20 protein-coding genes and 1 tRNA gene are annotated in these 21,855 nt (G+C 65.8%); 8 read left to right on the top strand and 13 right to left on the bottom strand.

Annotated features, from left to right (window positions below):
* Positions 1-13 precede the first annotated feature (13 nt).
* Positions 14-436 (top strand): hypothetical protein, encoded by a 423-nt coding sequence (locus tag CLM60_RS07895; RefSeq protein WP_095588612.1) that lies wholly within the window; start codon positions 14-16, stop codon positions 434-436.
* A gap of 1 nt (position 437) precedes the next feature.
* Here the strand turns inward: CLM60_RS07895 and CLM60_RS07890 are convergent, their stop codons facing one another.
* Together CLM60_RS07890 and CLM60_RS07885 are read right to left on the bottom strand one after the other, a co-directional pair.
* Positions 438-1,259, bottom strand: coding sequence for a GNAT family N-acetyltransferase (locus tag CLM60_RS07890; RefSeq protein ID WP_342745112.1), 822 nt, complete (start codon positions 1,257-1,259; stop codon positions 438-440).
* On the bottom strand, positions 1,259-1,951 hold the full coding sequence (locus CLM60_RS07885) for a GntR family transcriptional regulator (RefSeq protein WP_095588691.1): 693 nt from the start codon (positions 1,949-1,951) through the stop codon (positions 1,259-1,261). The genes CLM60_RS07890 and CLM60_RS07885 overlap by 1 nt, the downstream gene beginning before the upstream one ends.
* Before the next feature lie 245 nt (positions 1,952-2,196).
* On the opposite strand from CLM60_RS07885, the gene CLM60_RS07880 reads away from it, so the two are divergent.
* The 5 genes from CLM60_RS07880 to CLM60_RS07860 all read left to right on the top strand — a co-directional run bounded on the left by CLM60_RS07880 (position 2,197) and on the right by CLM60_RS07860 (position 6,876).
* Complete coding sequence (locus tag CLM60_RS07880) at positions 2,197-3,171, top strand: ABC transporter ATP-binding protein (RefSeq protein ID WP_095588610.1); 975 nt, start codon at positions 2,197-2,199, stop codon at positions 3,169-3,171.
* A 29-nt stretch (positions 3,172-3,200) separates the two neighbouring features.
* Positions 3,201-4,466 (top strand): ABC transporter substrate-binding protein, encoded by a 1,266-nt coding sequence (locus tag CLM60_RS07875; RefSeq protein WP_095588609.1) that lies wholly within the window; start codon positions 3,201-3,203, stop codon positions 4,464-4,466.
* Positions 4,467-4,542: 76 nt separating this feature from the next.
* Positions 4,543-5,391, top strand: a complete 849-nt coding sequence (locus CLM60_RS07870; RefSeq protein WP_095588608.1) for an ABC transporter permease — start codon at positions 4,543-4,545, stop codon at positions 5,389-5,391.
* A 2-nt stretch (positions 5,392-5,393) separates the two neighbouring features.
* On the top strand, positions 5,394-6,230 hold the full coding sequence (locus CLM60_RS07865) for an ABC transporter permease (protein WP_095588607.1): 837 nt from the start codon (positions 5,394-5,396) through the stop codon (positions 6,228-6,230).
* A gap of 1 nt (position 6,231) precedes the next feature.
* Positions 6,232-6,876, top strand: a complete 645-nt coding sequence (locus CLM60_RS07860; RefSeq protein ID WP_095588606.1) for an aspartate/glutamate racemase family protein — start codon at positions 6,232-6,234, stop codon at positions 6,874-6,876.
* On the opposite strand, the gene CLM60_RS07855 is transcribed toward CLM60_RS07860, so the two are convergent.
* Positions 6,869-8,059 carry an acetyl-CoA C-acetyltransferase gene (locus CLM60_RS07855; protein ID WP_095588605.1) on the bottom strand — a complete coding sequence of 397 codons (1,191 nt, stop codon included), beginning with the start codon at positions 8,057-8,059 and terminating at the stop codon, positions 6,869-6,871. The genes CLM60_RS07860 and CLM60_RS07855 overlap by 8 nt on opposite strands.
* A gap of 22 nt (positions 8,060-8,081) precedes the next feature.
* Positions 8,082-8,849 (bottom strand): 3-hydroxyacyl-CoA dehydrogenase, encoded by a 768-nt coding sequence (locus CLM60_RS07850; protein ID WP_095588604.1) that lies wholly within the window; start codon positions 8,847-8,849, stop codon positions 8,082-8,084.
* Between the two features lie 108 nt (positions 8,850-8,957).
* Between CLM60_RS07850 and CLM60_RS07845 the strand changes: the two genes are divergently transcribed.
* Positions 8,958-10,010 (top strand): AraC family transcriptional regulator, encoded by a 1,053-nt coding sequence (locus CLM60_RS07845; RefSeq protein ID WP_245848290.1) that lies wholly within the window; start codon positions 8,958-8,960, stop codon positions 10,008-10,010.
* On the opposite strand, the gene CLM60_RS07840 is transcribed toward CLM60_RS07845, so the two are convergent.
* The 8 genes from CLM60_RS07840 to CLM60_RS07805 form a co-directional block, all read right to left on the bottom strand.
* Positions 9,930-12,590 (bottom strand): DUF2339 domain-containing protein, encoded by a 2,661-nt coding sequence (locus tag CLM60_RS07840; RefSeq protein WP_095588602.1) that lies wholly within the window; start codon positions 12,588-12,590, stop codon positions 9,930-9,932. The two genes, CLM60_RS07845 and CLM60_RS07840, sit on opposite strands and share 81 nt — an antisense overlap.
* Before the next feature lie 105 nt (positions 12,591-12,695).
* Positions 12,696-12,772 (bottom strand) — tRNA-Met (locus CLM60_RS07835).
* A gap of 67 nt (positions 12,773-12,839) precedes the next feature.
* Positions 12,840-13,604 (bottom strand): ABC transporter ATP-binding protein, encoded by a 765-nt coding sequence (locus CLM60_RS07830; protein WP_095588601.1) that lies wholly within the window; start codon positions 13,602-13,604, stop codon positions 12,840-12,842.
* Positions 13,601-14,458 carry an ABC transporter ATP-binding protein gene (locus tag CLM60_RS07825; RefSeq protein ID WP_095588600.1) on the bottom strand — a complete coding sequence of 286 codons (858 nt, stop codon included), beginning with the start codon at positions 14,456-14,458 and terminating at the stop codon, positions 13,601-13,603. Before CLM60_RS07825 ends, CLM60_RS07830 begins: the two co-directional genes overlap by 4 nt.
* Entirely contained in the window at positions 14,455-15,375 is a 921-nt protein-coding gene (gene nikC / locus CLM60_RS07820; RefSeq protein WP_095588599.1) for a nickel transporter permease, read from the bottom strand. Before nikC ends, CLM60_RS07825 begins: the two co-directional genes overlap by 4 nt.
* Positions 15,372-16,430 (bottom strand): ABC transporter permease, encoded by a 1,059-nt coding sequence (locus tag CLM60_RS07815; RefSeq protein WP_095588598.1) that lies wholly within the window; start codon positions 16,428-16,430, stop codon positions 15,372-15,374. Before CLM60_RS07815 ends, nikC begins: the two co-directional genes overlap by 4 nt.
* Positions 16,431-18,032, bottom strand: a complete 1,602-nt coding sequence (locus CLM60_RS07810; RefSeq protein WP_095588597.1) for an ABC transporter substrate-binding protein — start codon at positions 18,030-18,032, stop codon at positions 16,431-16,433.
* Positions 18,033-18,071: 39 nt separating this feature from the next.
* Positions 18,072-19,133 carry a dipeptidase gene (locus CLM60_RS07805; RefSeq protein ID WP_095588596.1) on the bottom strand — a complete coding sequence of 354 codons (1,062 nt, stop codon included), beginning with the start codon at positions 19,131-19,133 and terminating at the stop codon, positions 18,072-18,074.
* 116 nt (positions 19,134-19,249) lie between these two features.
* On the opposite strand from CLM60_RS07805, the gene CLM60_RS07800 reads away from it, so the two are divergent.
* Positions 19,250-20,176 (top strand): LysR family transcriptional regulator, encoded by a 927-nt coding sequence (locus CLM60_RS07800; RefSeq protein WP_245848287.1) that lies wholly within the window; start codon positions 19,250-19,252, stop codon positions 20,174-20,176.
* Between the two features lie 3 nt (positions 20,177-20,179).
* On the opposite strand, the gene xrtE is transcribed toward CLM60_RS07800, so the two are convergent.
* The gene (gene xrtE / locus CLM60_RS07795) at positions 20,180-21,802 is read right to left on the bottom strand and encodes an exosortase E/protease, VPEID-CTERM system (RefSeq protein ID WP_095588594.1); all 1,623 of its coding nucleotides are present in this window, start codon (positions 21,800-21,802) and stop codon (positions 20,180-20,182) included.
* Between the last annotated feature and the right edge of the window lie 53 nt (positions 21,803-21,855).

Raw genomic sequence — 21,855 nt, 5'->3', positions numbered from 1 at the left:
GCAGGAGAGTTTCATGAACGGGCCGAAGGCGTTAACAGTTCTGTGGGTGGCGCTTTGCGCGCCAGCCGCGATCACACCGGCCGGGGCGGACATGGCGCAGGAGGACAGCACGATGAGCATCGCATTTAACGTGGGCGAACTGACAGGCGGCAGTTTCGTGTCGCTGGGAACGGTCCGTTTCGACGATGCGGGGGCCGCGACGCTGGAGCTGACGGCCAGCGGTGATGCCGCCGCCAAGCTGCAATCCGCCTTTGCCGAGGCAGCGGCCAAGGACAAGCTGCATGTGCGCCGCACCAAGCGGGTCAAGAACGCCAATGGCGGGGTCGTGACCCAGTTCATCGGCGTGAACGTGGCCAAGGGTACGTCTGACTATCCGCAGGCGCTGGTTGACTACCTGTCGAACGAATACGGGTACTTTGCGCAGATCGCGAAATAGCTTAGCCCAGTTCCAGCGTTGCCACGGCGAACAGGCCTGGTCCGGCGGTGGGGGCGGGGCCCTTGTACATGCGGGCGGTTTCGAATGTAGCGGCGAAGCCTTGGGCGCGCAGGGCGTCCTGTAACGCGGGCTGGGTGTCGGGCACGTCGATGATCATGGCGCGCGCGTCCAGCGCGCCCGCCGCCGCCTGTGCCAGGGACAGCGCCGCATCCCTGTCGCCCGCGATCACCGGCCCCAGCTTGCAGCCCTGACGGCACAGCCGGGCCGTGGCGAACCCGGTTAGCCGGTCGCCCGTGACCTGCACGACGGTTTTCCGTGTGTCAGCATCTGTCAGCCAGGCGTTCAGGAACCGGGGCCGGTCGAACCCGTTCGCGGCGCGGTCCAGCGTGGCCAGGGCATCCAGATCGGCGGGGGTGACCGGGCGGATGCCGGTCACATCGGGCGCCGCGCAGGGGCCTTCGAACCGGGTCGTCGCGCCGGTGCGGACAAAGCCCGAGCGTGCGTAGTTTTCCTGCTGCGCGGCGACGCCATCCAGCCCGACGGTGCGGGTCCCGGCATGGGCCAGGGCGTGCTGCCACAGCGCATAGCCGATCCCGCGCCCACGATAGGTGGGCTGGCACAGGTAAAGCCCCAGAAAGGCGAAACTGTCGGAATGGTTCACCACCGAAATCGCGGCGACCGGCTGGCCATCCTGTTCGGCCACGAAAAACCCGCCCGGGTCGGCATCGGCAAAGGCGGCCGCATCGTCCAGCCCGGGGTTCCACCCCTCGGCCGCGGCCCAGTCCAGCATCTGCGCGATCTCGGCCCGTGTGGCGGTGCGCATCATGGCCCCAAAGCCTCGCGCAGGGATTGCGGCGCCGAGCTGTGCGCGCGCAGGTCGAGCGATGTCAGCAGATCCAGCAGGTGGCTTTGCATCAGCTCTTCGGCCCGGGCGCCATCGCCGGCAGAGATCGCCTTGATCAACGCATGGTGGGCCTGACTTTCACACAGCGCGGCGCGGCGCTGCCAGTAAAGCGCGATGATCAGGGACGAGCGCGAGACCAGCTGCGCGATGAAATCGGCGATGGTGGCCTGATCGGCGATGCGCGCGATTTCGATGTGGAACTGCCCCGACAGGTTCAGCGCCCGGCCCGTGTCACCCGCATGCAGCGCGGCGTGTTCATCGTCGATATGGCGTTGCAGGATTCGGGTATCGGTCGGGGTGATCCGCTCTGCCGCCGACCGGGCGGTGCGCGGTTCCAGCAGGGCGCGGGCCTCGAACACCTCGCGGGCCTCTTTCACGGTGGGCTGCGCGACGAAGGCGCCGCGATTGCGTTTCAGGTCGACCAGCCGCAGATGCGCCAGCCGTTGCAGCGCTGCACGGACCACGGTGCGGCTGACGCCAAAGATCTCGCCCACCTCGTCCTCGCTCAGCTTCATGCCGGGTGCCAGTCGGTGTTCATGGATCGCCGTGGCCAGCCGCGCGGCCACCTGTGCGCCCACATCCTTTTCCGTTTCGTCCGCCTGAACCTGCATCGTCGTGCTCTGCCCCTTGTGCATGGAATCATTGTCGGGCCGCGCGGGCGGGATCGCAAGCGGGCAGCGATGAGCAACAAGATTGTATACAAAATTGGATCATCATTCGCGCACGATAATGGGCGATCCGCCCAAATAAGCGGCATTCGTGGATCGCGGGCCGTGGGCGGGCACGAAACCCTCGCCTTGCGGGCGCGGGTTTGCGCAGCATCGGGTCAGAACTGGGATGCGAAAGCGGGGCGTCGATGCGATCGACAGGGGATCTGGAGCTGGTCCACGTATCGAAACGGTATGACGATGCGGTGGCCGTCAACAATATCAGCCATGTGTTTTCCGAGGGCAGCTATGTCTGTCTTCTGGGGCCGTCGGGCTGCGGGAAATCGACGACGCTGCGGATCATCGCGGGCCATGAAAGCCTGAGCGATGGGTCGGTCGTGCTGGACGGGCACGACATTTCCGGCCTGCCGCCCGCGCGGCGCGGCACGGCGATGATGTTCCAGAACTATGCGCTGTTCCCGCACCTGTCGGTGCGCGACAACGTTGCGTTTTCGCTGCGGATGAAGGGCGTCGACAAGGCAGAGCGCCACCGCGCCGCCGATGAGATGCTGGAACTGGTGCAGATGACGCAATTCGCCGCCCGCCTGCCGGCGCAATTGTCGGGCGGCCAACAGCAGCGCGTGGCACTGGCGCGTGCGCTGGTGACCAAGCCGCGTGTGCTGCTGCTGGACGAACCGCTTTCGGCGCTGGACCCGTTCCTGCGCATCCGCGTCCGGGCCGAGCTGCGCCGGTTGCAGCGCGATCTGGGCATCACCTTTATCCATGTGACCCACGGCCAGGACGAGGCGCTGGCGCTGGCTGACGAACTGGTGGTGATGAACAACGCCGTTATCGAACAGGCCGGACCCGCGCGCGAGGTCTGGAACGCCCCGCGCACCGAATTCGTGGCGCGGTTCATGGGCGGGCATAATGTTCTGACCCTGGACAGCGGCAAGGTCGCCGTGCGCGCCGACCAGGTGCGGCTGGGCGATGATGGCCTGTCAGCCACCGTGACGGCGGTGGAATATCAGGGCGCGACGGTCGCGCTGACATCGGTCACTGATGCGGGCGAGGACGTGCTGGCGCTGGTCCCCGAGGCCGCGTTCTTTCAATCACCGAGATCCCCGGGCGATGCGGTCAGGCTGGCCTGGGACACGGGGCGGCAACACCGCCTTTCCGCCTGACGCACTCATATAAAACAGGGAGCTTCCACATGTCCAAAATGCGTTATTCACGCCGCAACCTTCTGAAGACGGGGGTCGCTGCGGCGGCGGCCTCGACCCTGCCGGCCCCGATGATCTGGGCGCAGGAAATCAAGGATGTCACGCTGCGCCAGTTCGGCACCGGGGTGTCGAACCTGAACGAGGTTGCCGCGAAGGTGAAAGAGGATCTGGGCTTCACACTGGAAATGACCGCGCTCGATTCCGACAGCGTGACCCAGCGTGCCGCGACCCAGCCCGACAGTTTCGACATCGCCGATATCGAATACTGGATCTGCAAGAAGGTCTGGCCCACCGGCAACCTGCAGGCGATGGATGTGTCGAAGATCAAGAATTACGACAAGATCGTCGGCATCTTCAAATCCGGCAAGCTGACGCCGGAAAGCGTGATCGCCCAAGGCACCGCGCCCCACACCGTGGGCTTTGTCGAAGGCCCCGACGGCAAGAGCTTTGCCGCCGAGGAAACCGGCTGGATGACGCTGATCCCCACCATCTATAACGCCGACACGCTGGGTATCCGCCCCGACCTGATCGGGCGGCCGATCAGCAACTGGTCGGAACTGCTGAACCCCGAATTCAAGGGCAAGGCGTCGATCCTGGATATCAGCTCGATCGGGATCATGGACATGGCAATGGTGTGCGAGTCGATGGGCGAGATCACCTATGCCGACAAGGGCAACATGACCAAGGAAGAGATCGACAAGACCATCGGCATCTTCACCGAGGCCAAGAAGGCCGGGCAGTTCCGCGCCTTCTGGAAGAGCTTCGATGAAAGCGTGAACCTGATGGCGAGCGGCGAGGTCGTGATCCAGTCGATGTGGTCGCCCGCGATCACCGCGGTGAAGTCGCGCGGCATCCCGTGTGTCTATCAGCCGCTGGAAGAGGGCTATCGCAGCTGGGGCGGCGGCATCGGCCTGTCGAAATCGCTGAGCGGGATGGAGCTGGACGCGGCCTATGAATACATCAACTGGTATCTCGACGGCTGGGTCGGGGGGTTCCTGATGCGCCAGGGCTATTATTCGGCGGTGCCCGAGACCTCGAAGAACTATATGTCCGAAAACGAATGGGGCTATTGGTTCGAGGGCAAGGAAGCGGTCGAGCCCATCGCCAACCCCTTCGGCGACGTGATGGCCCAGGCGGGCGAGGTGCGCGATGGCGGGTCCTTCTACGACCGGATGGGGGCTGTGGCCTGCTGGAACGCCGTGATGGACGAAAACCAGTACATGGTCCGCAAGTGGAACGAGTTCATCGCCGCGTGATGAACCGCGCGGGGGGCTTTCCTCCCCCCGCACCCCCCGAAGGTATTTTCGCCAAGATGAAGAAGGCACGCGCAAGATGACGAGATCGGTGATCGGCTGGGTGCAGGCTGCGCCCCTGGCGCTGGTGCTGGCGGGGTTCCTGGTGGCGCCCATCGTGATGATCGTGATCGTCAGTTTCTGGGGCGCGACCGAGTTTTCGATCTATCCGGCGTTCCAGTTCGACAATTACGCCTTTCTGTTCGGGTCCGAGGTCGTCTGGCGCGTTATTGGCGCGACGTTCAAATACGCCGCGATCACCTGGGCGCTGACATTGGTGATCGGGTTCACGGTCGCCTATTACCTGGCCTTTCACATCCGGTCGCAGACGGTGCAGATCGCGCTGTTCCTGGTCTGTACAATCCCGTTCTGGACATCGAACATCATCCGGATGATTTCCTGGATCCCGTTCCTGGGCCGCAACGGGATCGCCAACAGCGCGCTGATCGACTGGGGCGTGATCGACGCGCCGCTGGAGTGGCTGCTGTATTCCGATTTCTCGGTCATTCTGGCGTTTGTGCATCTTTACACGCTGTTCATGGTGGTGCCGATTTTCAACACGATGATGCGGATCGACCGGTCGCTGATCGAGGCGGCGCGCGACGGCGGGGCGTCGGGGCTGCAGATCCTGCGCCATGTGATCATTCCGCTGACCAAGCCCGGCATCATGATCGGTACGATTTTCGTGGTGACGCTGGTGATGGGGGATTTCGTCACCGTGCGCTTCATGTCGGGCTCGCAGCGGGCCAATGTGGGGCGGCTGATTTCCAACGATATCGGGCTGTTGCAATACCCGTCTGCGGCGGCGACGGCGGTGGTCCTGCTGGCCACGGTGCTGATCGTGATCGGCATCCTGCTGCGCTTCGTCAATATCCGGAAGGAGCTGTAGCGATGGAGCCGCGATCCAAGAGCTTTTACGTGCTGTCGGTGTTCTTCGCGCTGTTCGTGCTGTTCCTGTACGGGCCGACGGTCACCATCGGCATCCTGTCGTTTCAGGGGCCGCAGGGCGGGCTGACCTTTCCGATGAACGGGGTGTCGACCTATTGGTTTCAGGATCTGTTCCGCGAGCAGGCGGTGGGCGATATCTGGGGCGCGTTTCGGCGGTCATTCGGGCTGGGCCTGATGGTGATGGTGACGACGGTGGTGGTGTCGGTCATGTCGGGGCTGGCCTTTCGCAAGCGGTTTGCGGGGTCGGGGGTGCTGTTTTACCTGGCGATCACGTCGCTGGTCATACCGTCGATCCTGATCTCGCTGGGGGTTGGGCTGATCTTCAACCAGCTGGGGTTGAGGGTGCATTGGGCGACCTCGGGCTTCGGGGCGCAGCTGACATGGACGCTGCCATTCGGGTTGCTGATCATGTTTGCGGTGTTCAACCGGTTCGACAAGTCGTTCGAGGAGGCCGCGCGCGACCAGGGCGCGACCGCCTGGCAGACGCTGGCCCATGTGGTGCTGCCCATCATTGCGCCGTCGCTGATCGGCGTGGCGCTCTTTGGGTTCACGCTCAGCTATGACGAGTTCGCGCGGACGCTGCTGACGGCGGGATCCTATAACACCCTGCCGTTGGAGATCTTCGGCATGACCACCAATGTGACGACACCGGTCATCTATGCGCTGGGCACGCTGACGACGGTGTTTTCCTTTCTGGTGATCGGGGTGTTCCTGCTGACGGTCTGGATCATGGGCAAGCGGCGGCAGCGGTTCGGATCGGATGCGGGCAAGGGCGTGTGAGATGCGCCTTCTTTATCTGAACCCGAATTCCACGGTCGCGATGACCGACAGCATCGTTGCCTCGGCCCGCCGGGCGGTGCCGGGGGCCGCGGTGACGGGCTGGACCAATGCGGGCGGGCCACCCGCGATCCAGGGGCCAGCCGATGGCGATGCAGCGGTGCCGGGGTTGCTGGCGATGCTGCCCGCGGCGCGCGACCATGGGGCGGATGTGATCGTGATCGCCTGTTTCGACGATACCGGGCTGGAACAGTTGCGCGCCGCGGCCCATTGCCCGGTGATCGGGATCGGGCAGGCCGCCTATCACATGGCGGGTTTGCGGGCGGGCGGGTTCACGGTGCTGACGACGCTGCCGGTCTCGATCCCCGTGATCGAGGGCAATGTGGCCCGGCAGGGGTTCGCGCGGCAATGCCATGGGATCAAGGCCAGCGGCTTTCCGGTTCTGACGGTGGAAGAGGGCGCGCCCGACACGCTGGGCACGCTGGCCGGTCAGGCCAGCGCGCTTTATGCCACGGAGGCGGTGCCCGTGGTGCTTGGTTGCGCGGGTATGACCGCGCATCTGGAAAAGCTGGCCGCGCAGACCGGCGCACCCCTGATCGACGGGGTGCGCGCGGCGGCGCATCTGGGCCGCGCGCTGGCGCTCAGCTAAGCCGTTCCAGCGCGACCGCCGTCGCCTCGCCCCCGCCAATACACAGCGATGCGATGCCGCGTTGCAGGCCGTATTTTTCCAGCGCCGCCAGCAGCGTCGCCATCACCCGCGCGCCCGAAGCGCCGATGGGGTGGCCAAGCGCACAGGCCCCGCCATGCACGTTCACCTTGTCATGCGGCAGGTCCAGATCGCGCATGGCGGCCATGGCGACGACAGCGAACGCCTCGTTCACCTCGAACAGGTCCACATCGCCCAGATCCCAGCCGGTTTTGTCCGACAGTTTCCGCAGCGCGCCGATGGGGGCGGTGGGGAACAGGCTGGGCTTGTCGGCATGGGTGGCGTGGCCCACGATCCGGGCGAGCGGTGTCAGGCCCCGCGCCTCGGCGGTCGAGGCACGGGTGATCACCAGCGCCGCCGCCCCGTCCGAGATCGACGAGGCATTGGCCGCCGTGACCGTGCCGCCTTCGCGGAAGGCGGGGCGCAGGGTCGGGATCTTGTCGGGGCGGGCCTTGCCGGGTTGTTCGTCGATCTCGACCACGGTGTCGCCCTTGCGGCCCGCGATGGTAACCGGCGTGATCTCGGCCCCGAAGCTGCCATCGGCGATGGCCTTTTGCGCGCGGGCAAGCGAGGTCAGCGCATAGTCATCCTGCGCCTCGCGCGTGAACTGATAGGCCTGCGCGCAATCCTCGGCGAAAGTGCCCATCAGGCGACCCTTGTCATAGGCATCCTCAAGCCCATCGAGGAACATGTGATCGACGACCTGACCGTGGCCCATGCGATAGCCGCCGCGTGCCTTGGGCAGCAGATAGGGCGCGTTGGTCATGCTTTCCATGCCGCCCGCCACGACCACATCGGCGCTTTCGGCGCGGATCAGGTCATGGGCGAACATCGCGGCCTTCATGCCCGAGCCGCACATCTTGTTGATGGTCGTGGCGCCGGTGCCCAGCGGCAGGTCGGCGCCCAACGCGGCCTGTCGCGCGGGGGCCTGGCCCTGACCGGCGGGCAGGACGCAGCCCATGACGACCTCGTCCACGGCATCCGGTTCCAGCCCTGCGCGCGAAAGGGCGGCGCGGATCGCGGTGGCGCCCAATGCGCTGGCGCTGGCGCCGCTCAGATCGCCCTGAAACCCGCCCATGGGGGTGCGGGCCATGCCGGCGATGACGATGGGATCGGATTGTGTCATGGGGTCTCCTCCTGTTTACGGGTCACTTCGGGGCCATGCGCAGCGCGCCGTCCAGGCGTATGACCTCGCCATTCAGCATCTGGTTGTCGAAGATATGCCCGACAAGGGCCGCGTATTCCGCCGGATCGCCCAGCCGGGGCGGGAAGGGCACGCTGGCGCCCAGCGAATCCTGCACCTCCTGCGGCAGGCCCGCCATCATCGGCGTGCCGAAGATGCCCGGCGCGATGGTCACGACCCGGATGCCATGGCGCGCCAATTCGCGCGCGGCGGGCAGGGTCAGTGCCGCCACACCCCCCTTTGACGCGGCATAGGCCGCCTGTCCGATCTGGCCGTCGAAGGCCGCGATCGAGGCGGTGTTGACGATCACGCCCCGCGCGCCACTGTCATCGGGGGTGTTTTCGGCCATCGCCGCCGCCGCCAGCCGCAGCATGTTGAACGTGCCCACAAGGTTGATGGTGACGGTGCGCGCGAAACTGTCCAGCGCGTGGGGGCCGTCGCGGCCGACGATCTTTTCGCCCGGTGCCACGCCCGCGCAATTGACCAGCCCGTCGATCCGCCCGAACGCATCCCGCGCCGCGTCGATGGCGGCTTGGCCATCGCTTTCGCTTGTCACGTCGCAGCGGCAGAAGATCGCCGCATCGCCCAGGGTATCGGCCATGGCCTGTCCGCCTGTGTCGTTCACGTCCAGCAAGGCCACCTTGCCGCCCCCGTCAACCACCGCCTGCGCAACCGCCGCGCCCAGCCCCGAACCGCCGCCGGTGATCAGAACCACTTTGTCTTTGAATGCCATGCCGTCCTCCGTTTCCGGCAAGATAGATCGCGCGCTATTGCAAACAATGACGAGATTTGCTGAATAAGGTGATCGTTTTTGCAATAAAGGGGCGCGATGGACCGGCGCATGATCTCACCGCTTTTCGTGCAGGATGCGCTGGACGGACTGCGCGCCGCCGATATCCCCGTGGCCCCGTTGCTGGCCCGGGCGGGGATCGATGCGGACCTGTCCGCGGCCGTGACGGCGGACCAGTTCGGCGCGCTGTGGCTGGCGATGGCCGACGCGATGCAGGACGAGTTCTTTGGCCTGGCCGCCCGCCCCATGCGCCCGGGCAGTTTCGCGCTAATGGGGCACGCGGTGCTGCACGCAGGCACACTGGAACAGGCGCTGCACCGGGCCTTGCGGTTTCTGCGCGTGGTGCTGGACGCGCCGCATGGGCATTTGCTGGTGACCGGCGGGCAGGCGCAGGTGGTGCTGAGCGACCCCGATGGCCCGCGCAGCGCGTTTGCCTATCGCACCTTCTGGCTGATCCTGCACGGGATGGCCTGTTGGCTGGTCGGGCGGCGCATCCCGTTGCAGCGGGTCGATTTCGCCTGTGCCCCGCCGGGCGACCGGATCGAATACCGGGTGTTTTTTGGCGCGCCGGTGCGGTTTGGCCAGCCGCACAGCCTGTTGGCGTTTGATGCGGGCTATCTGAAGCTGCCGATCCACCGGTCGGAACAGGCGCTGAAGCAGTTCCTGCGCGGCGCGCCCGCCAACCTGCTGGTGCGCTATCGCCATGATGCGGGGCTATCGGCGCGGGTGCGGGACCGGTTGCGTGGGCGTCCCGCGACCGACTGGCCGGGCTTCGATGCGCTGGCCGCAGACCTGCGCCTGTCGCCCGCCACGCTGCGCCGCCGCCTGCGGGCCGAGGGGCAGAGCTTTGCCGCGATCCGCGACGAGCTGCGCTTTGCCGAGGCACAGCGGCTGCTGCGCGACACCGCGATGACCGTGGCCGAACTGGCGCAGGAGCTGGGCTTCAGCGAACCCAGCGCCTTTCACCGCGCGTTCCTGAAATGGTCGGGGCAAAGCCCTGGGCGGTTCCGGCGCGCGGCGGGGTCAATCGCCAGAAATATGCCGGTCGACCAGCCGGTTCAGCCAGGCCAGCCCGGTCAGCGCCAGCCCCAGCCCGACGAATGAGGCGACGCGGATCAACCCCTCGAGCCCGCTCATGTCGATCAGGAACACCTTGGCGATGCTCAGCCCGACCCCGGCCATCGCCAGCTTGCGCAGCAGAGGCGAGCGCCGCAGGAACGCCGCCGCCAGAATGCAAAGCGAAGCCGCCATCAGCGCAACGGTATAGCTGTAAAGCTCGCCATCGCTGGGCCCCGCCGCCGACAGGTCCGGCCCACGCCAGAGCCTGCGGATTTCCAGCCAGACCCAACCGGCCACCATCAGGGCCGTTGCCCCCGCAAGGCCAAGTTGAAGCCAGGGCTGGCCAAGCCGCCGGGGCGTGGCGACACGGGCCGCCCCAACGCCGAACACCGCCGCCAGCGGCAGGAAGCTGAGCGCCAGGCTGTCCAGCAACGGCGGGCCAAGCACCGGATGGCCCATCTGGCCCAGCATACGGCTCACCGCCGCCGCCAGCATCGCCAGCGCGCCCAGCCCGGCCAGCGTGAACAGGATACCCGCGATCAGCGGGATATACTGCTTCAGGATGTCCTCGGGCCGCAGCCGCCAAAGCTGCGCCAGCGCGGCCATGAACCAAATCGCGGCCATCAGCCCGGCAACCCAATGGTCCTGATCGTTGGCCGTGCCGACGAAGCGCAGCAACAGCACGCACAGCAACAGGCCGAGCACCAGCGCGCCCATGGATTCCGATATCCGCCGCAGGCTGTTTTCGCCCCGGGGCAACAGGACCAGCGCGCCGGCAAAGGCGAGCGCCGGCGCCAGGTGGGACAGGATCGCATCCGTCAGCGTGGCGCGTTCCAGCGCCCAGCTTACCCCGGGATCGGCCAGCAGCCGCCAGGCGATCACGGCGGTGCCCAGGTGAAAGATCCAGCGCAGCGGTGGCATGGGCCAGCGCCGCTCGATCAGGATGACGGCGATCAGCAGGACGCTCAGCGCCAGGGTCAGGGCGGCCTTGGTCAGCATCACGAAGAAGGCCAGCGCGATCATCAGGATGGCGGTCGCGGCAAAGAACCCCGATTGCAGGGCGGCTCCGTCGCCGCCCATCCGTGCGCGGCGTTCGGTCAGTGTGACCATCAGCGCGGCGGCGGCCATCGCCGTCAGCGCCCAGGGGTAGCGGCCCAGGATATATGCCGGTTCCCACAGGAATTCGGCTGTCAGCAGCGCGGCGGGCAGGACAGTCGCCGCCGCCAACGCCCAATAGGGTTGCGAAGCCTGCGCGCGGCGCAGCCGCAGGAAGCCAAGCACGGTGATCGCCACGCCCCCGACCAGCAGGAGCCACAGGGTCTTGGGCAGGGGCGATTCCGGTGGGCGTTGATCGGTCGCCACCCACAGATCGAACAGCGGACCGCCCAGCAGCGCATGCAAGGCCAACCCGACCAGGAACGCCGCCGCCGGGGCCAGCGCCAAATCCTCGAGCGCGGGGGCCTCGGTCAGCCACAGGGTCACGGCCGCACAGAGCAGGACCAGCAAAGCAAACCCCAGCGCGGCGCCGGTCGCGTAGTCGTCGGTCAGGATCACGATCAGCCCGGCCGCCGTGGCCAGCGCCATGCCGCCGCCCGCCAGCCGCGTCGGGAATTCCGGGCGCGCCCAGGTGATGATCAGATCTGCCAGGCGCGGCCCCTGATGCCGGGGTGTCAGGCTGCGCACGGGCAGGGCCACCGCGCCGATGAACAGCGCAAGCGCCGCCCCGGTCAGACCCAGCGCATTGGGCGCCCCCATCCACAACATCCAAAGCGCCAGCGCAGGCAGCGCCAGCGCCATCGCCGACACCCAGGCCGACCGGCGCAGCGAATCGATGGCCAGCCCCACCAGCCCGACGAGCGCGAAATAGGGGTAAAGCAGATCGGCACCATCCGGCCCGCCGCCAATGGCAAAGGGCGCGGCGCTGGCCCCGATCAGCCCGATGGCCGACAGCACCGGGCCATAGAGCCAGCCCATCAGGACCGCGCCCAGCGACACCGCCGCCAGGCCGACCAGCGCGGGCAGCGCCGCGATCAGCCCGTAAAGCCCATGCGCCGACAGAATTGCAATGAACAGGATGACTGCCCCGGCGCCCGACAGGGTCGATGGCATATGGCGCAGCGTGGGCGTGTCCAGATCGCCGTGACGGCGGCGCAGAACCTCGCCCCCCGCGATCAGCGCCAGACCCAGGGCCAAGGCGCCCAGCACCCGCATGGGCGGGGTCAGCAGACCCTTTTCAACGCCATATTGCACCATGAACAGCCCACCCAGGATAAGCGACACCGCCGCAATCGCCAGGGTCCAGTTCTGGCGCAGCCAATCGCCCGCCGCCTGCATGGTTTCGGGGTTCAGGACATAGTTCCGCGCAGGTGAAGCGTCGGGCGTGCGGGGATCAGCGGGCGGCGCAACCACGCGCGCCTCTTCCGGCGTGGGGCGCTGCACGATTGGCGGGGACGGTTCGGCGGTGGGTTGTGGGACAGGGGCGGGAGCGTCGGCCCTGGCACCGCCCAGCTGTTGGGTCAGTTCCCGCACCTCGCGCCGAAGCCGGACATGCGAAATCATCAGAACCGGCAGGCCGATCAGGACCAGAATGCCGTAAAGAATGCCGAAAATTGCTAGTACCTGCATGCGCGCCTTCTGTCCGTGTTTTGCAGGACACTAGGCGCGAAGCCACGCCACCGCAATTGCAGAGAACCGGCCCCGGGGGCCACATGCGGTCAACGATGAGGGGGATGGTAGCGGAGGAGGGACTTGAACCCCCGACACGCGGATTATGATTCCGCTGCTCTAACCAACTGAGCTACTCCGCCAAAGTGTGGCGTAGGTAAGCCACAGCCGATGATGCGTCAAGCGGGAATTTCCCGAAATCCGCCCGAACTATTCCGCCGCCCGCCGATAGCCCAGCGACGCCTCGAGCAGTGCGCGGGTATAGGGGTGGTCCGAGGTCATCCGGCGCATCGCGTCGACCGTCATCACCTCGACAATCTCGCCGTTTTGCATGACCGCCAGCTGGCTGCACATATGCGACACGACCGCCAGATCGTGGCTGACCATCAGGAAGGTCAGGTTGTGTTCGGCGCGCAGGTCGGTCAGCAGGTTCAGGATTTCCGCCTGCACCGATACATCCAAGGCCGAGGTCGGTTCGTCCAGCAACAGGATCGCGGGGTCCGAGGCCAGCGCGCGGGCAATCGCCACACGCTGACGTTGCCCGCCCGAAAGCTGGTGCGGATAGCGGAAGCGGAACCGCGACCCAAGCCCCACGTCGTCCAGCAGCCGTACGATCCGCGCATCGATATCCTTCATCCCGTGCAGGTACAGCGTTTCCGACAGCACCTGATCGACCGAATGACGCGGATGCAGCGAGGCATAGGGATCCTGGAACACCATCTGAACGGTCTTGAAGAATTCCCGGTCGCGTTTGGGACCCAGCGGCTGGCCGTTCACCGCCATCCGGCCCGACCAGTGGGGCGCAAGCCCGGTCAGCGCGCGCATGATGGTGGACTTGCCCGAGCCGCTTTCGCCCACCAGCCCGAAACTGTCGCCAGGGGCCACATCGAATGTGGCGCCCTTGACCGCATCGACCCGGTCGCGGCCGTCGCCGAACCAGACATTCAGGTTTTCAAAAGACAGGGCCGGGGTCATGCGTCGGGTCCAATGCTGGGGGCCGCGGCCCAGGCCGGATCGCGTTGCAGCACATCCAGCCGGTCACGCGGCGCGTCGATGCGGGGCAGCGAATTCAGCAGCCCGCGGGTATAGGGGTGGGTGGCCTCGTGCAGCTTGTCCGCGGCGCAGGTTTCGACCACGCGGCCGGCATACATGATCAGCACCCGGTCGCAGAACTGCGCCACCAGGTTCAGGTCGTGGCTGATGAAAATCAGCCCCATGCCGCGATCCTGCACCAGCTTGTCCATGATCGACAGCACCTGCCCCTGCACGGACACATCCAGCGCGGATGTCGGTTCATCCGCGATCAGCAGCTCGGGGTCGGGGATCAGCATCATGGCGATCATGATCCGCTGGCCCATGCCGCCCGAAACCTCGTGCGGATAGGCGCGCATCACCCGTTCGGGGTCGCGGATCAGGACGGCCTCCAGCATCTCCAGCGCCTTTTGCCGGGCCTCGGCCTTGCTGGCGCGGGCGTGCAGGCGATAGGCCTCGATCATCTGGTCGCCCACGGTCATGACGGGGTTGAGCGAGAATTTCGGGTCTTGCATCACCATCGAAATCCGCTGGCCGCGCACGGCGCGCATGTCCTTTTCGGATTTGCCCAGCAGATCCTCGCCATCCAGTTCGATCCGGTCGGCCTCGACCATCCCGGGTTTGCGGATCAGCCGCAGGATCGCGCGGCCGGTCATGGATTTGCCCGAGCCGCTTTCGCCGACGATGCCCAGCCGTTCACGGCCCAGCCGGAACGATACCCCGCGCACCGCATCGAAGACGCCCGTGCGGGTGGGGAATTTGACCCACAGGTTTTCGACGTTCAGAAGGTCACTCATTGGCTGCCATCCTTGGGGTCCAGAACATCGCGCAGGCCATCGCCCAGCAGGTTGAAGGCCAGGCTGACGGTGAAAATGGCCAGGCCGGGCATGGTGGCGACCCACCAATGGTCCAGAATGAACCGGCGCCCTTCGGAAATCATAGCGCCCCATTCCGGGCTGGGCGGTTGCGCGCCAAGGCCCAGGAAGCCAAGGCCAGCAGCGGCCAGGATGATGCCTGCCATATCCAGCGTCACCCGCACGATCAGGGATGAGATACAAAGCGGCCAGATGTGCTTGGTGATGATCCGCAAGGGGCCCGCGCCCTGCAACCGCACAGCGCTGATATAGTCCGAGTTGCGGATGGTCAGCGTCTCGGCCCGCGCGATCCGCGCATAGGGCGGCCATGCGGTCAGCGAAATCGCCAGAACCGCGTTCTCGATCCCCGCGCCAAGCGCGGCCACAAAGGCCAGCGCAAGAACCAGACGTGGAAAGGCCAGGAAGATATCGGTCACGCGCATCAGCACCAGATCGACCCAGCCGCCCAGGTATCCCGACACGGTGCCCACCAGCAGCCCGGCGATGGGCGCGATCAGCGCCACCAGCGCCACGATATAAAGCGTGATGCGGCTGCCATGGATCAGGCGGCTCAGGATATCGCGGCCCAGGCTGTCGGTGCCCAGCATATGGCCCGCGGTCCCCAGCGGTTTCAGCCGGTTGCTCAGGTCCTGTGCGAACGGGTCATGCGGGGCGATCAGCGGCGCAAAGGCCGCCAGCAGCAAAAGCAGCACCAGGATCGCGATGCCGAACATCGCCATCGGGTTGCCGCGCAATGTCAGCCAGCCCTGATAGAACGACCCCATCCGCGCCTGCCAGCGGGAATGCGGGGTTTCGGTCAACAGCCAGGCGCGCAGCCCTTCGGAAGTTTCTGTGGTCATTTGGCCCTCGGGTCGAAGACGCGATAGAGAAGATCGGAAAAGACGTTCAGCAGAACGAAGATCAGCCCGACGGTGACGGTGCCGCCCAGAACGGCGTTCATGTCGGCCGACAAGAGCGCGGTGGTGATATAGCTGCCGATGCCGGGCCAGCTGAAGATGATCTCGGTCAGGACCGACCCTTCGAGCAGGTTGGCATAGCTGAGCGCGATGACGGTGATCAGCTGAACGCGGATGTTGCGGAACGCGTGGCGCCAGATCACCAGCCATTCCGACATGCCCTTGACCCGCGCGGTGGTGATGTATTCCGCGCTGAGCTGTTCCAGCATGAAGGACCGCGTCATCCGGCTGATATAGGCCAGGCTGTAATAGCCCAGGATCGACGCGGGCAGGATCAGGTGGCTGAAGGCGTTCTTGAAGACCGACCAGTCACCGGCGATGGCGCTGTCGATCAGGATCATGCCGGTGCGGGTGGGCACGATATCCTGGTAAAAGATGTCCAGCCGGCCCGGCCCGCCGACCCAACCCAGCACGCCATAGAACACCAGCAGGCCCATCAGGCCCAGCCAGAAGATCGGCATCGAATAGCCCACCAGCGCCACGACGCGGGCAAGCTGGTCGATCCAGCTGCCCCGGCGCACGGCGGCCACGACACCCAGCGGCACGCCCAGGGCCACACCCATGATCGTGCCCAGCGTCGCCAGTTCCAGCGTGGCGGGGAAGACGCGCGCGATGTCTTCGGATACGGGCCGTGCATTCAGCAACGACATGCCGAAATCGCCATGCAGCACGTCCCACAGGTAATAGCCGAATTGAAAGATCAGCGGCTTGTCCAGCCCAAGCTGTTCGTAAACCTGCTGATAGGTCGATTGCGAGGCGCGTTCGCCGACGATGGCCAGCACCGGGTCGATCGGCATCACGCGGCCGATGACGAAGGTGACGAACAACAGCCCCAGCATGGTGACCGCGATGGAGCCGATGGTCTTGGCAGTGCCCCGGATCCAGGGGGCAAGGGGCGCGGTGCGGCGCCCTTTGCCGGTGTTTTCCGCAAGCGCCATTTACTTGGTGACTTGCCAGTAAGAGGCCGCGGTGATCGCCTGCCCGGTCGAGAAGTTCGTGACATTGTCCCGCTGGGCCGATTGCTCGATCTGCTGGAACATGATCACGAAGGGCGAGATCTCGCGGAACTCGGCCTGGATGTCCATGTACATCTGGGCGCGGGTGTCGCGGTCATTCTCGGTCACGGCGGCGGCGGTCTTTTCGGTCAGCCCGCCGGTGTCCCAGGCGTTCCGCCAGGCCAGAAGGCCGGTTGCCTGTGCCTCGACCGAGTTGTCGGGGTTATAGGCAAAGGTGCCGGCATTGGTCTGCGGATCGGGATAGTCCGGACCCCAGGCGCCCAGATAGACATCCAGTTCCCGCGCGCGGTAACGGCCCAGGATCTGCTTGGCGGTGCCAAGGGTGATGTTCATCTTGATACCGACCTGTGCCAGCGCGTTCTGCAGCGATTGTGCGATCTCGATCCGCTCCTGCGCCTCGCGCACGCCGACCTCGATCTCCAGCCCTTCGGGGATGCCGGCCTCGGCCAGCAGGGCCTTGGCCTTTTCGATGTCATAGGTGAAGGGCGCGTCGCTGGACGCCCCCAGATAGGTCTGGGGCAGGAAGTTCTGATGGATCGTGTACTGACCCTTCAGGAAGCTGTCGCGCATCCCCTCGTAATCGACCAGATATTTGAACGCCTCTTTCACCTGCGGCTTCGACAGCTCGGGGTGGTTCTGGTTCAGCGAGACATACATCAGACGGCCCTTCAGCTCGTCCTCGATCTTGATGCCGTCCGCGTCCGTCACACCGGCGATGTCTTCGGGGTTCAGGTTGCGGGCGATGTCGATATCGCCGCGTTCCAGCAGCAGACGCTGGCTGGCGCTTTCCTGCACGTGGCGCACGATCACGCGCTCCATGGCCGGGGCCCCGCGATAGTAATCGGGGTTCGACTGCATGGTGACGCTTTCATTCGGCTTCCAGCTGACCAGGCTATAGGCGCCCGAACCGGCGGTGTTGGTCTTGAGCCAGGTGTTGCCCATGTCGCCGTCGACCTCATTGGCCATGACGGTGGCCTTGTCGACGATGCCGCCGATGGTGGCGGTCAGACAGTTCAGCACGAAGCTGGTGGCATAAGGCTGGTCGGTGGTGATGGTCACCGTGTTGCCGTCGGCCTTGATCGTCTCGGCCACGTTTTCAGGCGTGAAGCCGAACTGGGTCAGGATGAAGGCCGGGGTCTTGTTCAGGATGACCGCGCGCTGCAACGAGAACACGACATCCTCGGCCGTGACCGGGTTGCCGGAATGAAAGGTCAGCCCGTCACGGATGACAAAGGTGATCTGGGTGCCATCCTCGCTGACGGTCCAGCTTTCCGCGACCTCGGGCTGATAGCCGCCGGCCAGGTCGGCCGGGTCGAAATTCACCAGCTTCATATAGACGTTGCGGCTGACATCCGCGCCCGCGAATTCGAAGCTTTCGGCCGGGTCCAGCGTGGTGATGTCGTCGATCCGGTGGGCGATCACCAGCATGTTGGCGGGCGTTTCGGCCAGCGTGGCCGGGGCGCTTGTCACCGCCACGGCCAGGCTCAGCGCCGCGCCGGTCAATAGTTTGGAAAATACAGACATAGATCCTCTCCTGTTGTGATTATGGCAGCGCGTGGCGGGCTATTGCCCCCAGGTTTTTTCCAGAACGCGCAGCCAGTTGCCGTGGCACAGCTTGGTCATCAGTTCCTGATCGTATCCGTGCCGTGCCATGGCCTGCCGCAGGGCGGGCAGCCCCGCGGCCGAGCCGATTTCTGCGGGAACGACCGCCCCGTCGAAATCGGAACCCAGACCCACCCGGTCCTCGCCCAGGTGGTTCATCAAATGATCGATATGCCGCAGCATCTGTTCCAGCGGCACGTTATCCAGCATTTTGCCATCCTCGCGCAGGAACGCGACAGCAAAGTTCAGCCCCACCATACCATCGCTTTCGCGGATGGCCGCCAACTGATCGTCGGTCAGGTTGCGGGCATGCGGGCAGATGGCGTGGGCGTTGGAATGGGTGGCGACCAGCGGCGCGTCCGAATGGCGGGCCACGTCCCAGAATCCGGCGGCGTTCAGATGCGACAGGTCGATCATGATGCCCAGCCGGTTGCAGCGCTGGATCAGCCGCAGCCCGTGATCGGTCAGCCCGCCGCCGATATCGCCGGTGCTGGGATAGCGAAACGGCACGCCCTCGCCAAAGATCGTCGGGCGGCTCCAGACCGGGCCAAGGGACCGCAGCCCGGCCTGGTACAGGACATCCAGCGTGTGCAGGTCGGGGTCGATCGCCTCGGCCCCTTCGATATGCAGGATCGCGGCCATCTTGCCGGTGGCCAGGCAATCGCGGATATCGGCGGCCGTGCGACAGACCTTGAGCGCGCCGATCTCTTCCAGGCGGAACAGGATCGCCGCCTGGGCCAGCGCGACGGGCAACGCGTCTTCCCATTCCACCGGTTCGGGCAGCGGCAGGTCATAGCTGTCGCGCGTCATCTGGTCGAATTTCAGGTCCAGATCGCTGGGCGAGGGGACAAAGACCGCGAAGAACCCGCCGCCGAAACCGCCCGCCTGCGCGCGGTTCAGGTCGATATGCCCGTCACGCCCCGACGCGAAACTGTCTACGGCGCTTTGTCCGCCCGCGCCATAAAGCCTCAACAGGACGTCGTTATGGCCGTCGAACACGGCCGGTTCTTGTTGCTTTGTCACAGAGTCCCCAACCCAGTCTGAAACCGAACTGCACCGGTCCGGGGCATGTTATGCAAAAAACTGTCATGGACGAGGGTGAATGTGATGAGTAATACTCATAACCATATGATCAAAAATTGAATACCCTTTCAAAGATGGCGCAGAAACAGTCACACAGCCTATCGGAGTATCAGGCCTTCCGCGCGATGATGGAAAGCGGCACGACCATGGCCGCGGCACGGCGGCTGGGCCTGTCGCAATCGGCGATCAGCCGGGCGGTCGCCAGCCTGGAATCACGCACCGACCGGACGCTGTTCGAACGCGAGGCCGGGCGCCTGCGCCCGACCGAGGAAGCCGTGCGCCTGAACCGCCGCCTGGACCCGCTGTTCGAGGCGTTGGACCGGATCGACGGCCCCGCCGAGCCGGTGCAGGAAAGCCTGCGCGTCATCACGCCGCCCACCTATGCGCACCGGTTTCTGGTGTCGATGGTGTCCAGCTTTCTGCAGGCGAACCCGAATTTCTTTGTCAGCCTCGAGGTCAACACATCGGACGAAGTGGTGCGCGGCTTGCTGGAGGATCGCTTCGATCTGGGCGTGATGGGGGTGGAGCTGTCGCGTTCGGGCGTGCGGCTGATGCCCTATCGCGCGTCCAGTGCGGTCTGTGCGATGCCGGTGGGGCACCGGCTGTCGCAGATGGATGTGATCCACCCCCGCGATCTGGATGGCGAGCCGATGATCGCCCTGACCCACCGCCACGCGCGGCGCGGGCAGCTGGACAAGGTGCTGCATGCGGCGGGTGCCCATCCGCGCATCGTGGCCGAGGTCTCGACCTCGTTCGCGGCAATCGACATGGCGAAAGAGGGGCTGGGCCTGGCGGTGATCAACCCGTTTCCCGTGGTGCATTACCGCGCGCAGGAACTGGTCTTTCGGCCTTTCGTGTCGCCGCTGGAGTACCGCACCTATTTCGCGGTGTCGGATCAGCGGCCGCTGCCGCGCATCGGGCGGGCGTTCATCCGGCATGTGCGGCTGCACACGCCGGTCGATCCGTTCACGACCCGCAGCTGAGCGTCAGATGATGTGCCACGCGCCGGTCAGCAGCGCATAGACCGCGATCAGGAAATTCGCGCTGGCATGGGACACGATCGCATCGGTGATGTTGCGCGACCGCCAGACCAGCAGGCCGAAGATGACGCCGGCAATCGCGGCCTCGACCCAGCGGTCGTGCAGCAGGGCAAACAGGCCCGCGCTGATCGCCACCGCCAGCGCCATGCGCCAGCCGGTGCCCGACGGCGCGATGCGTTTGAACATATAGCCGCGGAACATCATCTCTTCGATCAGGGGAACGAACAGGCTGGTGCCGACGATGCGCGCCACGACCCAGCCCGCAAAGGCCAGCCCGGTCAGCGCGCCAAAGGCCGGTGTGCCGGTCGCGGCGGGGGCGGTCACGATCCACAGCGCGGCAATCGCCACGCCGGTGCCAAGCGCCAGCGGGTCCAGCCGCCAGGGCAGCGCGCGATAGACACGCCAGAACAGCGCGATCACCCCGGCCATGATCAGGGCCCGCATCGGATAGATCAGCCCCGGCGTTTCGCTGAAGGTCGACGCCAGCAGCGCGGTCAGCATGAACACGGCAAAGGGCAGCAGCTCGGCCACCGACCGGTCCTGAAAGAACGGCGGCAGCTGCATGCCGGGCACCTTGGCCAGCGCGGCCTGGTTGGTGAAGAACGGCACGGTGCGCGACACCAGGATCAGGCCCACCGACAGTGCGGTGAAGCTGAGCCAGCCCGCATGGGAATGAAAGGCGCCGATGGCCAGCTCGGGCGAGATCTCGAACCCGATCATCAGCAGCGCGGCAATCCGCAGGATGTTGAACAGCCAGCTGGTCAGGATTGCGATGGGAAACAGCAGCAGCGCGCGCGGAAAGCGCAGGTCGTCGCGGAACAGCACCAGATAGATCGTCACAAAGGCCGAGATCAGCGCGAAGCCCTCGACCCCGGAACATTTCGGCCCCACCATCACCAGGAAATCGCCCGCGCCGATCACCTTTTCGGCGCCATTGGCATAAAGGTCATAGCCCAGCAGTTCCAGGATCCGCGCCACCGCGTCAAAGGTGATGTCTGCCACGATATCGAACCGCCACATCGGCTGGATCGCGTCCGTCAGCTCGGGCAGGGCCAGCGCAAAGACGACCAGCGCGCCCAGGGTTTTCCAATGCCCCCGGATCAGCATCAGCCAGCCCTGCGTCGGCGACAGAAGCTGAAGCGTGCCCATCGCACACAGGATGCCGCCGCCGATCCAGCACAGGATCGCCAGCGCGACCATCTGCGGCGTGCTGGCATCCGAAATCACCGGCCAGGGCAGCATGATCAGCGCAAACCCCACCAGGTTCATCGCGATGGCCGTCAGCGCGCGGATCTGTCCGGTGTGAAACAGCGACCGGATCACATGCGGGCGTGCCAGCGCGAACAGCACCAGCCCCGCCAGCACCGCCAGGGTGCGCGGCACGATCCGCCCGGCAAAGCGGCAGAACAGCTCGGGCGCGGCGTGCTTGCAGGAAAAGACGAAATTCTGTTGATAGGTCAGGCTGAGGATCAGCAGCTCGGCCAGCACAAGACCCAGGGCGACCAGCGCCCAGAGCATCCGCCCCGAAGGGCGCGTGGCGGTGTCGGTGGAAAGCTGCACATCACTCATGACATTACCCGGACCAAAGGTTGAACGGCCCCGCCTTTGCGGGGCGGGGCCGT

Source organism: Actibacterium ureilyticum, assembly GCF_002285435.1.
GTDB classification, from domain to species: domain Bacteria; phylum Pseudomonadota; class Alphaproteobacteria; order Rhodobacterales; family Rhodobacteraceae; genus Actibacterium_C; species Actibacterium_C ureilyticum.
This window is presented reverse-complemented; position numbering and strand designations above follow the sequence as displayed.

What these genes read in the sequence shown, in the direction of transcription:
- CLM60_RS07895 (WP_095588612.1), top strand. Translation starts at nt 14, where the DNA reads ATGAACGGGCCGAAGGCGTTAACAGTTCTGTGGGTGGCGCTTTGCGCG.
- CLM60_RS07890 (WP_342745112.1), bottom strand. Translation starts at nt 1,259, where the DNA reads ATGCGCACCGCCACACGGGCCGAGATCGCGCAGATGCTGGACTGGGCC.
- CLM60_RS07885 (WP_095588691.1), bottom strand. Translation starts at nt 1,951, where the DNA reads ATGCAGGTTCAGGCGGACGAAACGGAAAAGGATGTGGGCGCACAGGTG.
- CLM60_RS07880 (WP_095588610.1), top strand. Translation starts at nt 2,197, where the DNA reads ATGCGATCGACAGGGGATCTGGAGCTGGTCCACGTATCGAAACGGTAT.
- CLM60_RS07875 (WP_095588609.1), top strand. Translation starts at nt 3,201, where the DNA reads ATGTCCAAAATGCGTTATTCACGCCGCAACCTTCTGAAGACGGGGGTC.
- CLM60_RS07870 (WP_095588608.1), top strand. Translation starts at nt 4,543, where the DNA reads ATGACGAGATCGGTGATCGGCTGGGTGCAGGCTGCGCCCCTGGCGCTG.
- CLM60_RS07865 (WP_095588607.1), top strand. Translation starts at nt 5,394, where the DNA reads ATGGAGCCGCGATCCAAGAGCTTTTACGTGCTGTCGGTGTTCTTCGCG.
- CLM60_RS07860 (WP_095588606.1), top strand. Translation starts at nt 6,232, where the DNA reads ATGCGCCTTCTTTATCTGAACCCGAATTCCACGGTCGCGATGACCGAC.
- CLM60_RS07855 (WP_095588605.1), bottom strand. Translation starts at nt 8,059, where the DNA reads ATGACACAATCCGATCCCATCGTCATCGCCGGCATGGCCCGCACCCCC.
- CLM60_RS07850 (WP_095588604.1), bottom strand. Translation starts at nt 8,849, where the DNA reads ATGGCATTCAAAGACAAAGTGGTTCTGATCACCGGCGGCGGTTCGGGG.
- CLM60_RS07845 (WP_245848290.1), top strand. Translation starts at nt 8,958, where the DNA reads ATGATCTCACCGCTTTTCGTGCAGGATGCGCTGGACGGACTGCGCGCC.
- CLM60_RS07840 (WP_095588602.1), bottom strand. Translation starts at nt 12,590, where the DNA reads ATGCAGGTACTAGCAATTTTCGGCATTCTTTACGGCATTCTGGTCCTG.
- CLM60_RS07830 (WP_095588601.1), bottom strand. Translation starts at nt 13,604, where the DNA reads ATGACCCCGGCCCTGTCTTTTGAAAACCTGAATGTCTGGTTCGGCGAC.
- CLM60_RS07825 (WP_095588600.1), bottom strand. Translation starts at nt 14,458, where the DNA reads ATGAGTGACCTTCTGAACGTCGAAAACCTGTGGGTCAAATTCCCCACC.
- nikC (WP_095588599.1), bottom strand. Translation starts at nt 15,375, where the DNA reads ATGACCACAGAAACTTCCGAAGGGCTGCGCGCCTGGCTGTTGACCGAA.
- CLM60_RS07815 (WP_095588598.1), bottom strand. Translation starts at nt 16,430, where the DNA reads ATGGCGCTTGCGGAAAACACCGGCAAAGGGCGCCGCACCGCGCCCCTT.
- CLM60_RS07810 (WP_095588597.1), bottom strand. Translation starts at nt 18,032, where the DNA reads ATGTCTGTATTTTCCAAACTATTGACCGGCGCGGCGCTGAGCCTGGCC.
- xrtE (WP_095588594.1), bottom strand. Translation starts at nt 21,802, where the DNA reads ATGAGTGATGTGCAGCTTTCCACCGACACCGCCACGCGCCCTTCGGGG.